This window comes from Mycetohabitans endofungorum (genome assembly GCF_037477895.1).
GTDB lineage: Bacteria > Pseudomonadota > Gammaproteobacteria > Burkholderiales > Burkholderiaceae > Mycetohabitans.
On record NZ_CP132744.1, the window covers coordinates 1,070,070 to 1,082,098 of the forward strand.

The 12,029-nt window shown below is 59.5% G+C and carries 8 protein-coding genes and 2 pseudogenes; 4 read left to right on the forward strand and 6 right to left on the reverse strand.

From position 1 onward, the window contains the following. Positions 1 to 41: 41 nt before the first annotated feature. Positions 42 to 176: pseudogene (locus RA167_RS04855) on the reverse strand (transposase); the annotation flags it as partial. 46 nt (positions 177 to 222) lie between these two features. Further along, positions 223 to 3,657 carry a DEAD/DEAH box helicase gene (locus tag RA167_RS04860; RefSeq protein WP_076786792.1) on the reverse strand — a complete coding sequence of 1,145 codons (3,435 nt, stop codon included), beginning with the start codon at positions 3,655 to 3,657 and terminating at the stop codon, positions 223 to 225. Positions 3,658 to 3,882: 225 nt separating this feature from the next. Here RA167_RS04860 and RA167_RS04865 point away from each other — a divergent pair. Continuing rightward, positions 3,883 to 4,008 (forward strand): annotated as a pseudogene (locus RA167_RS04865) (transposase); the annotation flags it as partial. A gap of 838 nt (positions 4,009 to 4,846) precedes the next feature. Next, a complete protein-coding gene (locus RA167_RS04870; RefSeq protein ID WP_139337101.1) occupies positions 4,847 to 6,079 on the forward strand; it encodes an RICIN domain-containing protein in 1,233 nt (410 codons plus the stop codon). A 146-nt stretch (positions 6,080 to 6,225) separates the two neighbouring features. Here RA167_RS04870 and RA167_RS04875 read toward each other — a convergent pair whose 3' ends face one another. Then, on the reverse strand, positions 6,226 to 6,468 hold the full coding sequence (locus tag RA167_RS04875; RefSeq protein ID WP_076786795.1) for a DUF3079 domain-containing protein: 243 nt from the start codon (positions 6,466 to 6,468) through the stop codon (positions 6,226 to 6,228). A 114-nt stretch (positions 6,469 to 6,582) separates the two neighbouring features. Here RA167_RS04875 and RA167_RS04880 point away from each other — a divergent pair, with 114 nt between their 5' ends. Next, positions 6,583 to 6,858: an ATP-binding cassette domain-containing protein gene (locus RA167_RS04880; RefSeq protein WP_076786797.1), complete on the forward strand. Its 276-nt coding sequence runs from the start codon at positions 6,583 to 6,585 to the stop codon at positions 6,856 to 6,858. A 77-nt stretch (positions 6,859 to 6,935) separates the two neighbouring features. On the opposite strand, the gene RA167_RS04885 is transcribed toward RA167_RS04880, so the two are convergent. Together RA167_RS04885 and RA167_RS04890 are read right to left on the reverse strand one after the other, a co-directional pair. After that, the gene (locus RA167_RS04885; protein WP_076786799.1) at positions 6,936 to 9,287 is read right to left on the reverse strand and encodes an FdhF/YdeP family oxidoreductase; all 2,352 of its coding nucleotides are present in this window, start codon (positions 9,285 to 9,287) and stop codon (positions 6,936 to 6,938) included. Between the two features lie 11 nt (positions 9,288 to 9,298). Continuing rightward, a complete protein-coding gene (locus tag RA167_RS04890) occupies positions 9,299 to 9,880 on the reverse strand; it encodes a hemerythrin domain-containing protein (protein WP_076786801.1) in 582 nt (193 codons plus the stop codon). 211 nt (positions 9,881 to 10,091) lie between these two features. Here RA167_RS04890 and RA167_RS04895 point away from each other — a divergent pair, with 211 nt between their 5' ends. Next, positions 10,092 to 10,586, forward strand: coding sequence for a ferritin-like domain-containing protein (locus RA167_RS04895; protein ID WP_076786803.1), 495 nt, complete (start codon positions 10,092 to 10,094; stop codon positions 10,584 to 10,586). Between the two features lie 155 nt (positions 10,587 to 10,741). Here RA167_RS04895 and RA167_RS04900 read toward each other — a convergent pair whose 3' ends face one another. Then, positions 10,742 to 11,944 (reverse strand): SIR2 family protein, encoded by a 1,203-nt coding sequence (locus tag RA167_RS04900; RefSeq protein WP_083706053.1) that lies wholly within the window; start codon positions 11,942 to 11,944, stop codon positions 10,742 to 10,744. Between the last annotated feature and the right edge of the window lie 85 nt (positions 11,945 to 12,029).

A 12,029-nucleotide genomic window follows, 5' to 3' on the forward strand; every position in this document is an offset into this window, starting at 1 on the left:
CTCTCGCGTTGCCGCCGCCGACTCACGGGACACCTACGTTGCCATGTCAACTTAAGCGCGGCTTCGTTGATCGGGAAGTAGCCGCGCGCCTTGATGATCTTGTGCAGTTGCATATGCAGCGACTCAATTGCATCCGTCGTGTAGATGATCTTCCGGATGCTCGGCGCAAAGGCGAAGGAATGATCGTCGAGGATAGTTTGTCGTTGCGTAATCTTTTTGTGGCTATCGTGCTGGTATTTGATGTGTGCACTGCGCGTCGAAGAGAAAAGGCGTATCTTGCGCCGGCCCGCACGGTTGCGTGCTGGACGGCATGCGCACGACGGCCAGCGCGGTGTATAGTTCGCTGGCATAGTCCAGACCACCCCACTGTTGTGCGTCACCGATCACGTACAGACGGCATTTGGCGCGGGTGATAGCGACGTTGAACAGGTTCGGCGTATCGGTTGCCCACGCGCGGGCGCGCGCGCCTTGCTGGCCGGGCGCCGTGCCCAGTACGAGGAAGACGATGGCGGCTTCCTTGCCTTGAAATGTGTGGACGGTGCCGACCTCGATGCCGTCGAATTTACCACGTCGCACAAGATCGCCGCAGGCGTTGGCCACTTTGCGCAACGGTGAGATGACGTAAATACGGGCCGGTTTGTTATCGTCACCACGCGCCGGCTCGCGCCGCAACGTGGTCAGGCACTGGCGCAGCACGTCCAGCTCGTCGTCCGACACCGGATGGTGCACGCGTGTGGAGGCCACGTCGAACCAGGCGCTGTCGCCGAGGACACAAGAAAAAGGCGTGGACAGCGGCTGTCCCGCGTCATCGACACGCCCCTGCACCATCTGGCCGGCGTACGCGATACGGTTGGCGACCGAGAACATTGGATCGTTACAGCGCCGATGCGTGCGCAACGGCATGCCGGTCCAGGTGCGCGTCTTGCCGTCTGTGTATTGGGCCGACGTGCTAATCCAGGAGCCGAACGGCGTGATGCGATCGGCGAGCGTTTGCACCGACTCATCGGCGGGCGACCAGGCTGGATCGACTTGATGGCGGCGACGCAACGCTTCTGTGACGTGCAACGGCACGGTGAAGATCGGTTCAACTTGCAACGGATCACCGACGATGACCGCACGGCGGCTGCGCCAGATCGCACCAGCGGCCGATTGCGGGGTGGCCTGGCCCGCTTCGTCGATTAACAGCCATCCGAGACTGTCCTGGCCCATGCCAATGAACAGGCGATCGAACGAGGCGAGGGTCGTGGATACGACAGGTACCACGAAAAACAGCACATCCCACAGCAGTGGCCGTTGATTGGCGAGCAGCTTGTCCTGCAGCGTGTTGGTTAGCATGCCGTGCACCACGCGCAGATTGCCAATGAATTTGCCGGCGTTGGCGAGAATGGTCGCGCGATGCAGGTCGATGGCGCACAGGAATAACCGTGCACGTAGATGATCGAGTACGGGACTGACTGCAATGCTGGCGCGATGACGGGTGTCGGAGGGCAAGGACCAGAACGCGTCATCCGGAAAGTGCTTGGCACCGATCGCATAGCCCGCATCGAGGGCCTGCTGGTGAACTTGGCGCTGCCGCCTCAGAGCGGCTAGTTCGCGCGATATCGCCTGATGCCGTTCACGCTCGCGTTGAACGGCGGCCTCGCACTGCGCGATGTCGCGGCTGAGCGCACTGAGTGCCGTGCTGGCTTCGCTCAGCGCCCGGGTGGGGGCTTCGAGCGCGTGGCCTCGCGCGATCATGCGGGGCGTTTCGCGGCCGAGCCATCGCATCAGGCGATCCCAGAGCGAAGGTAGATAGGTCGCCTCGCATTGCGCGAGAACGGCTTGATGACTGTGCATGAGGGCGCGCAGGTCGGTCTGTTGCTCGCGCGACGCGGCCAGGGCTCGTTCACTCGCGGCGAGTGTATCCGTCGCGCTTTGAAGGGCGGCTTCGAGCGTTTCCCATTGCACTCGGCTGCGATCCAGTTCTCGCGCGGCCTGCTCCGCGGCCACCAGCACGGCGCGCTGCTTTTCGACCTCGGCGTGCGTATCGAGAAACGCGCGTTTCGCAGTTTTCCATTCGGCCTGATAGCGCGAGTAATCCTGGGCGGCTGCTTCCAAAATCTGCTTCATTGTTGACGGACGATCGTCGAGGAGGGCGTCATGCTGGGTTGCAGCGTCCGTCATCGTCGTTTCTCTTGCGTCGTCATCGTCGCCGTCGTTGTCCGGCACATGGGTTGCCGTGTCAGCAGTGGATGTCGGCCGCTTGACCTTACGCTCGTCCCGGAAGAAGCCTGCGGCAAACGATCGCCGATTGCCGGCATTGCCCAGCGCGGCGGCAATGACACCCCAACCGTCGATTGGCTGTCCTTCGTCGTCGAAGACTTTTTGCGCGCGGAAGATTTCGCGGATCACCTCGTCGAAGTAGGCGGCGGGTTCGAATTCTTGGCCGATTTTGTCATGGGCTGGCAATACCTGCGTGATGTTCTGGACGGCGTTGTTGTTGTTGCTCGTGACGACGATGGACGTGCCGTTGATCACGGTGCGCTTGAGCGGCGAAAACTTCATGCCGGCTATCTGCACCGGTTTGTCGAACAAGGTCGTGGGTTTGTCGAGTACGGCGATCTGCCGGGCGCGCGCCGTGACGATGTCGGCGATCACGTCGCACAGCAGGGTGGTCTTGCCGGTGCCGGGCGGGCCGTTCACGCCGAGGATGCCGCTGTCAGTGCTCAGCGTGTGCAGCACCTGCGCGACGGCGGCCTGCTGCGCGAGCACCAGTGGGTACTTGGAAGGTGCCGGCCAACGTGCAGATGGCAGGCGCGCGGCGCTGACCAGTTGCGCCATCGTAGCGTGTTCGGTGAGGATGTCCACCCGTTCTTCGGGCTTGATGGCTGCGCCCAGGTAGCGCGTGAGCGCGGCGCCGAACGGTTGCTGTTTTTTGGCTTGATCGATCAGCCGGTCAAGGTCGTCCAGGTAGAATGAGTTGAAGAACTCGGTAGCCGCTTCCTGATTGTCTTTGAGCTTGCTGCGCTTGATCCGGCTGGTGCGTACGACGACGCGCCAGTCCAGCGTGGCTTGTTTGGCACCCTCGCCGAGCAGCGCACAGACCACGTCCCGCTCGGTCTCCAAGTCTTCCCATCGCAACGGTGTGCTCGATGAGAACGCTGTGCTTTCGTTGCTCCCCTTCGCTGGCGCAAGACGATGGCAGCGTTGCGCGAATTCTTCTTGCGCGCGCTGTAACCGTGCGTTGATGTTGTTCAGCGTACCGGTCTCGCGAAACGCATCGACGCCGTGCGCGAAGCTCGCGGCCAGGTAGCTGTTGGGCAGCGGTACGCCGCGCTCGTCGGCGACGAAAGCGGCCAGCCATCCCTGCCCCCTCATGCGTTGCACTTCACGTTCGCTGAGATCGTCAGTCGGCACGATGCCGCGCAACATGAGGCGGGCTAGGTCTTCCACATCAGCAACACCTACGTAGACGGCGTGCAGGAACGCGTACTGTTTGGTGGGCGCGAATTCCTTGCGATGCCAGGGAAGCGTAGCCTGAGGGCCACGGCGCCGCAGCGTGCTGACTTTGATTTGTGCCGTATTCTCCTTTGCCGTCGGAGCGGTTGGAATATTAAAGATTTCCAGGTCGCGCCAAAACCGCAGCACGCGCAGAGGTTCGTCGTTCGTGTTGTTCAAGGCTTGCCTCGCCAAAATCCAGGGCGGGGCGCGTGGTGACGACAGGCACGAGGACGGAGAGGGCGAAGCGATGTCATGATGCCTGCCATGGCAACCAGGGCGCTCCTGCTGAGGAGGCCATTATGCCAGTACAAGCGAGTGCATATGAGGCTGACCAAAAAACTGGGCCATTTAAAAGTAGAAAAATCCGGCATGATGCAACCTTGACAAGCAGAAGGTCATGTCGTGAAGAAGAGCCGATACGCTGAAGAACAGATTGCATTGGCGTTGAAACAGGCAGCGCTGGGCACGCTGGTAGCTGAGGTGTACTGCAAGCTGGGTACCCGCGATGCGACGTTTTACAACTGGCGGTGAAGTATAGGGGCTTGGGGTATCGATTCCCACCCCGGCAAGCTAACCGATAACACGAAGAATGAGTCGTTCAATGGTGACTTGGCTGTGCATAAGCGCATTCTGCATCAATGATCTTAGGCGGAGCGAAGCTGCAAATGGCGGCACACTTGAACGTCGGGCAGCTGTAAGGCGATGCTGTCCCCGCCGCGTTTTTTTGCAAACGAGACCGGTTTCATCCAGGGTAAGACAGTATGATTTTGCGTGAGAGGTGTAAATAAACACTGTGTTCATGCGATCAACAAACGTGCGAATGAGGTTATGTAGGAGGAACAGGTACTGCTTTTTAAAATTTGTCGGTTTAATCAAAGATGATAAGCTTGCGTTTGTCGTACCGGGCGCCTATAGTCAAAATAGCCTTATTCAACGAAGCGGCGCACGGTAGCTACGCATCATGCTTAGACATGGTGTGAGTGGATCGCACAATAGGTGCTTTGACAGTGAACGGATGCATTGTAGTAGCCGCTGGTTATCGTAGTAAGCGTGTAATAAACGATGAAGTGCCCGTCTTGTGAGAACGGACGCAATAAAGTGCAATTTGCGATATGTAGAATTTACAGTGCGAGCGTAAAAATGAAGAAGAATTGTGGTTCCAAAGGATTACGCAAGACCATACATATTCATAAGCCAGCTGGCAGTGTGATACCCAGATACTGCGTTTGAAGGCCTCAGGCGATTACCTAAACAAGCGCGCTACTTCTTGACACACTCTGGCCGGCCGTTTATGTTGAGTTTTTAATTAAGAATTATAAAAATAAAAATTAACCTCTCCGCTTTAAAACTTGAAAGGATAAGCATTATGCATCGAGTAACCATCGTAACGATGACGTTTGCTGCCACTTTAGGTTGCGTAACATGCGTATCGGCCTTTGAGACAAGGGAATCCGCCTATGGGCTGATAGAAAGCAAGTACAAACAGGAGGCAAAGCAGGCCAGTTGCATGCGCACATTCGAGAACAGCACATCCGTGCGGATCGGCGTCTGCGAGGCTCAGGGAGGACCAAGTGATTACACTTCCATGAGGCAATGGCGGCTCGTGGAACAGGAAGATGGCACTTATTTAATCCAAAATAAGTATCGCAACGATTTGGGGGCTGGCAGCTGCCTACAAGCTCTGCCACAGTCGACAGACCTGATTGTGGGAAGCTGTAACGGTGATACATCTGTTCCATTATCGACAAAGCAGTGGAAATTGGAAGGCGGTACCTTTCGACTCGCAAAAAATCTCTACAAGGAAAGCGTGCAGCCAAGCCATAATTGTGCCCGTGTCTATGCCGGCAGCAACGCAGAGATACAGATTGGCGCGTGCAATGCGCAAGGCGGGTCCAGTGATTACACCTCTATGAGACAGTGGCAATTCGCTATGTTTCCCCCGCCTGTGACACCGGGTGGAATGGCATCGCTCTCTTACCACATTCCCACTGCCCCGCCGATCACCCAAATCACCTTTCCCATCACTGTGGTCCGTGCTCCCGATGCGGCTGGCTACTACTTTGCCCAGCAGTATGGTTTTTCGGGCGGCAGCGTAGGTTACATGGGTGTGCGCCCGCGTCCGGGTGGAAAGTCGCTTGCGGCTTTCTCGGTGTTCGGCAGTGGAACAGAAGTCGTCGATACCGCTCGTTGCACAGGTGGCGCAGATGGCGGAGCAGGCGTTAGTTGCTCGGCCGAGCACGAGTTGGTTCATGGCCGGAAGTATCTTCTCACCATTACTCGGGATTCAGCTGACCCACGCGTATGGCGAGGCAGCATTACCGACTCTGTAACGCATCAGCAAGTCGTGCTTGGCGCCTATAAAGTACCAGCGACATGGGGCTCACTGTTTTCTAGCCAAGGCGGATTTATTGAATACTATGCAAAAGTAAGCTCCTGCGCGAGTATTCCGCTGGCTGAAATACTCTTTTCACCCCCTTATGGCTCCGATGGGCGGGCCGGCTCGCTCTATGCCCCAAAGGAATATGGGCGGTGCCAGGGCGATATGAATTATTTTCATGAGGTACGAGGCGAGGACTCTTATTTCAAGGTGGGTTTCTAGAGTCAATCGTCATGAGAAAGCTCGCGAATGCGGGCTTTCTCACGGAATGAATTCCTGACCTTAGTGTCAATAGCAAAAGATTTTCCCTAACCGCCAGTAAGGATTTCAATAATTACCAATAAGGGTCCCTAATAAATAGGGTGCTTTCAAGAAACTGGCTGCGATGACTGGGCGACGCTGGCGCTGTTGGGCCTGACGCATTTGTCGCCCGGGCTGACCTCAAAACCCCAGTCACCGTGGTCGTACCAGTCGTCCCCGAGCAATTCGGCCGGATGCTGGGTGCGGCTCTGCCCGTTGCCGCAGCGCATGTCGCTGGCTGGACAGTAGTGGTCACAGCCCCAGCAGATCCGCTCCGGATGCAGCGGGTGCAGCGGAAATACCTTAGCCATGCGTTTTCTCCGAGCGTTCGATTGTGACGACGCAAAGCCTCATTATCTCGCCCTTGTCACGGACCAGAACTGAGTCGGAATGACGCGGAGGTAGGCCTCGGCCTTCCGCCGGGCGTGAACGGCCAGCAGACTAACGCTGTTATTTGCTGCGTTGATGTCGTCATCCGTGTCCGAGATGACGCAACGCGCGAAGTAGCACCGTCGCCGGCATGGTTCTGGCGTGCAGTCGATGGCGTAGCCTTTGCCATTGGACAAGATGAATCCGTTGGCCTCGTCGGCGAGTCCGGCTATGGGAAGTCCACCCTGTCGCGCGCGACCATGCGGCATGATTCGATCTCGCGCGGCGAGAGCCGTTTCGATGATCTCGATGTCGTCCCGTTTGGCGCTTGAACCGGCGTTGTTGACCATGCGCGGCACTTTCATTGCGCGCGTGTAAACAGGGAGCGGGTTTCCCTGCTGCCGGCCAGCTATGCAGGAGACGACGCGCCGTCGTCCGATGGATTGATGTCGCGGTGGCCGTCGTCGCGCAGTATCCTGACCGGAATCGACTTCGCGGCCGGCACCTTGCTGTGCTCGGCATGATGCCACAGCGGCAGCAATACATTGCACTCGGGATAGTATCCGGCAATGCAGCCGAGTGGCACATCGTAGGCGTGCACGCGCAGACCGCTAAGGCGCCGCTCGATGCCATCGTACGCGACGGTTTGCAGCGTAATCATGTCGTTCTCGTGCAGGCTGCGACGGCGGATGTCCTCCGGGTTCATTAGGATGACCATTCGTGAGTCCTGGATGCCGCGGAAGCGGTCGTCATGAGCGTAAATCGTCGTGTTGAACTGATTGTCGCTGCGCAGTGTCATGAGCCGCAGCGCATCCGGCTCGCGCTGCGGTATATCCAGGTCCTCGCCGAGCGCCGCAGGTACGAGGAATTCGGCCTTGCCCGATACCGTGGCAAAGCGCCGCTCGCGTGCCGGCAGCGGGCGCGGGAACCCACCTGGTTGCCCCATGCGCCGCTCGAAGTTCTCGAACATGTTCGGATAAGTTTTAGCGATCTCGCTGCGCACCAGCGCATAGTTGTCGCGCCACGCGTCCCAGTCGGGCCCCGCACACGGGTCCAGCGTGGCCTTCGCTATCCCGGCGACGATGTAAGGCTCCGAGCGCAGCTTGTCGCTGGCCGGCTGCGCATAGCCACGGGAGCCATGAATGCACGCAGTGCTGTCCTCTATCGACACGGCTTGTTCGCCGCTTGCCTGTCGATCGATTTCGATGCGGCTCAGGCAGGGCAGTACATAGGACATCTCGCCCGGCAATAGGTGGGAGCGGTTCAATTTGGTGGCGACGTTGACAGTGAGCCGCAGTTTGCGCCAGGCCGGCTCGATGCGCGAGCGGTCTGGGACGGAGCGGACCAGGTTGCCGCCGAGGTTCAGCACTGCGTCGATTTTGCCGGCGAGCATGGCTTCGAATGTTTCGACGGTGTTCAGCCCTTTTTCGCGAGGTGGCTCGAACGAGAACTGCTCGGCGAGCCGGTCCAGCGGTGCTAGCTCTGGCTTCTCGGTGATGCCGACCGTGCGCTGCCCCTGCACATTCGAGTGTCCACGCACCGGCGAGGGCCCCGCGCCCGGCTTGCCGATGTTGCCACGCAGGAACAACAAATTGCATAGCAGACGCACGTTTTGCACACCCAGCCGGTGTTGTGTGAGGCCCATTCCGTAGTGGGCGATCACCGCGTTGGCCTTCATGTACTCGGCGGCCGCTGCCTGCAACGCGTCACGCGTTAACCCGCTGGCCGTCTCAATGTCGGTCCATGCTGTGTTGCGCAGGTAATCGGCGAACGCGTCGTAGCCGGTCGTATGCTGTTCGATAAATGACACATCGATCGCCCGCGGTGCACCATTTTGCCGTGCCCAATCATCGGCGTCGATCACGGCCTTGCAGATGCCGATGATCGCGGCGCTGTCACCACCGTTTCTGACCTGATGGTACTGCGTGCTGATTGGCGTGCTGGCCGGCGTGAGCATCTGCACGGGCGACTGCGGATTGGCGAAGCGGATCAGTCCCGGTTCGCGCAGTGGGTTGAACGTGATGATCGGCACGCCGCGTTTGCGCGCGTGCTGCAGCGGATGCAGCATACGCGGGCTGTTGGTCCCGACGTTTTGTCCGAAGAAGAACATCAAATCGGTCTTTTCAAAGTCCTCGAGCGTGATGGTGCCGACGCCCACGCCGATGGCTTCCTTCAGGCCGACGCTGCTGCTTTCATGACACATGTTGGAGCTGTCCGGCAGATTGTTGGTGCCGAAAAGACGCGCGAATAGTTGCAGCATGTAAGCTGTTTCGAGCGACGCGCGCCCTGACGTGTAGAACACCACCCGCGCGGGATTTAGCGCGCGCAATTCGCGGCCGATTTCATTGAACGCGTGCTGCCAGCTCACTTCGACGTACTTGTCCTGCGCGCGATCGTAGCGCAGCGGCGCGGTGAGGCGACCCGCTGCCTCCAAATCGCGGTCATGCCAGGTGGCCAGCTCGCTTATCGTGTGAACGTCAAAAAAGTCCGGCGTCACGCGCTTTTTCGTGATATCCCACGCGGTGGCTTTCGCCCCATTTTCACAAAACTCGGCCAAGTGCGGCCGCGCTGGCTTTGCCCATGCGCAGCCCACGCACATGTAGCCATCGGGCTTGTTCTGATGGATCAGCAGGCCGCTATCCTTGAGCGCGACTTTTTCCTTCGTAAGCATTTCGGCGACTGCCTTCAGCGAGCCCCAGCCGCCCGATGCATAGCGGTAAGCTGCGCGTTTGGATTTCGGGGCGTTCGGTGCGTCTGGCATGATCGACCTCGCTATGCACCGCGGGGGCGATGGAGTGCAAAGCAGCGCAATACGGCGATGCCGGTCAGCGTGCCCAGCAGCGCCGTGGCCACCGGGAAGGTGCCAGCCATATCGAGCGCGATGCGCGCCGGCCGGCGCACTCCGAGTAGTTGGACGCGCCGGCGTGTCATCGCCGCGCCCAGGCTCGCCAACTCGGCTTCGAGCGCGCGTTCGGCACGCGGTAGCAGCACGGTTTCTTCGTCGGCGACGTGATGGATCACGGTACGCATCAGTTGCATGAAAAGACTGTCGTAAGCCGCATTGTCCGGTCCCATGCCGCGCAGTTGTTCCATCGTTTGCCGTATCGCGTCATGCTCGGGCTTGCTTTTTTTCAGTACGTCATCATCCGGATCAACGCGTGCGAGTGCCGGGTAAAGAATTTCCTCTTCAAGCTGTGTGTGGATCTCCAGCGCAGTACATGCGACGCTAACGATCGCGCGCTTGCGCCACCAGGGCGAGTCAGGGCGATAGCGATGGAAGGCCGCCAGCACGTGGGTGTGGTCGGCGCGGATCGCAGCGGTAACGGGCAGCGCCGCAAGCGAGGATAAAACCATAACCTCTCCTGGTCACAAAGCGTCATGCGTGATGCATTTGCTGTGCCCGACTGCGTCTGCCTAACGCGGTGAGCGGGCGCTGGCGTTGCGGCGGCGGCCTTGTCGAAGCTGTACAGCCAATGGCCGGGCACGGGCGTTGCGCGGCAAGCGAGGCCGGCGCAACCACACCCGTCCGGCGTCGTTTTTTAAACTTCGACGAAGGAGGTTCACGATGGCACGCAAGACCTTGGAAGACCTGTTTATCCATTCGTTATCTGAGATCTACAGTGCAGAGAAGCAATTGACACGCGCACTTGGCAAGCTAGCGCGCGCCAGCACGAATCCTGAACTTGCACAGGCCTTCGAGACGCATTTGCAGGAAACGCATGAGCAGGTCGAGCGCATCGATCAGGTGGTCGAGAAATGCGGCATCAAGCTGAAACGGATCAAATGCGTAGCAATGGAGGGGCTAATCGAGGAAGGCACGGAACTGCTGGACGAAATCGGGAAGGGGCCCGTGCTCGATGCGGGGCTGATCGGTGCAGCCCAGAAAGTAGAGCACTATGAGATTGCGTCTTACGGCACGCTGTGCGCGCTCGCGAAACAGCTCGGTAAGGACGACGCGGTGCCGTTGCTCAAGGCGACGCTTGAAGAGGAGAAGGCGACCGATCAGAAGCTGACGCAGTTTGCCGAGAAGGTCGGCAATCCGCAGGCTAGCCAAGCCTAATAGAACCGTGCCACGCGCCGGCGCCGTGTGGTCGTTGACGTATGGTAGGGCTCAGACGGTGCCGCTTCGGCGGGCACGCTTCGCAGCTGCAGGCCGTGCGATACTGCCGGACGGCAGCGGGTCTCGCGCGCCGGGTGCGGGGCACGTCGGCTTTATCATAGTGAGCGAACGGCAATACTGCACCATTCGCTGAAACTGCCCCGCCACGGCAATACCGCGAGGCCTCCGGACACGCTGGCATGGGGAAAGACGCTTCTTGCATGATCAAGCTGTGTCTGAACGTCATTGAGATCGATGTAGTACAGCGCACGCTGGCGTCCATCGGTGGGCGCCTCGGCGAATTGACGCAGCAGCAGTCGCACCAGTGCGTCCTCATCGGGGAAACTGTAGCCGACCAGCACGACGATCCGGGACTCGCGCAGCAGCCGCACGGCCTTCGGGAACAACGCCTGGAAATAGGGTTGGTCGTAGTCCTGGGCGCGCGAGGGCAGCATGATATCCGGCGGGTTGCTGCGCAGTATCTGCGTGTCGCGGCGACGATAGTCGACTTCAAAATGACCGTCATGCCGATAGATCTCAAACCCCCCATTGAGTTTCAGCAGATGACCGCCTGCAAAGGGCACCGCTACCGCACGCCTGTCCATCTCACCGCACCACGCGGACGGCGTGAAGCCTCGATACAACTCGCGCGAATGGGCACGTCGGAGCGCTGTGTCTACCATCGCCTCAATGACAAAGTCGTAGTTCGTCGTCAGGAAATTCACGCCGATGCGGGGTGCGGGCCGCTCGCCAGTCGACGCCGCGCCCGCGTGCTCCTGCAGCGCGGCAAACAGCGAACTGATCGCTGTCTGTGCGTCGCTGAGCGGCTGGCCGAACGAAAGCATGTCGCCGACTAGGGTGGGAGGCGTGGTGTGCTGGTGGAACTTGCGAAGCACCGCATAGCGCAATTCTCGCTCGACCAGTTCCAGATAAAACTCATCGACGTATCGGTTGCGGATCAGCGGATACTTTTTCAACATGCCTACCTGATAGACGATGTCGAGAAACGCGGATCGGTTTAGCCCGACAGTGCGATCGATCTGCGTCATACGCAGAAAGTCTTCCAAGAATGGAGACTCGCTCGTCCAGTCGTCATCGGTAAAGTCGAATAAATCGGCGCCGGTCGGATAGCGAGTGTCCCATGCGTGGGAGAACCCGGCGCCGAGCACGAACGTCACGTTACCCACCGCGGGATCGCCGTGCCGCGCCAGCGCATGGATGGCTTGCGCAAACTTGATCGGCGCTTGTCGGGATCGTGATGAGGAGGTTGGACCGCTGCGTCGGCGCGGGTTGCGTTGTGGGTCGATGTGTTCCGTCATGAGTCGTTGAGTCGGGGACGATGTCCGAGGTCGGGTGGCGCGCTACCAAGCCGCGCCCGCCGCCGTTTTTGTTGCGTGCCTGGCC

Excerpts from the sequence above, each read along its gene's own strand:
- RA167_RS04890 (WP_076786801.1), bottom strand. The coding sequence starts at position 9,880 with ATGGTTTTATCCTCGCTTGCGGCGCTGCCCGTTACCGCTGCGATCCGC.
- RA167_RS04900 (WP_083706053.1), bottom strand. The coding sequence starts at position 11,944 with ATGACGGAACACATCGACCCACAACGCAACCCGCGCCGACGCAGCGGT.
- RA167_RS04885 (WP_076786799.1), bottom strand. The coding sequence starts at position 9,287 with ATGCCAGACGCACCGAACGCCCCGAAATCCAAACGCGCAGCTTACCGC.
- RA167_RS04875 (WP_076786795.1), bottom strand. The coding sequence starts at position 6,468 with ATGGCTAAGGTATTTCCGCTGCACCCGCTGCATCCGGAGCGGATCTGC.
- RA167_RS04895 (WP_076786803.1), top strand. The coding sequence starts at position 10,092 with ATGGCACGCAAGACCTTGGAAGACCTGTTTATCCATTCGTTATCTGAG.
- RA167_RS04870 (WP_139337101.1), top strand. The coding sequence starts at position 4,847 with ATGCATCGAGTAACCATCGTAACGATGACGTTTGCTGCCACTTTAGGT.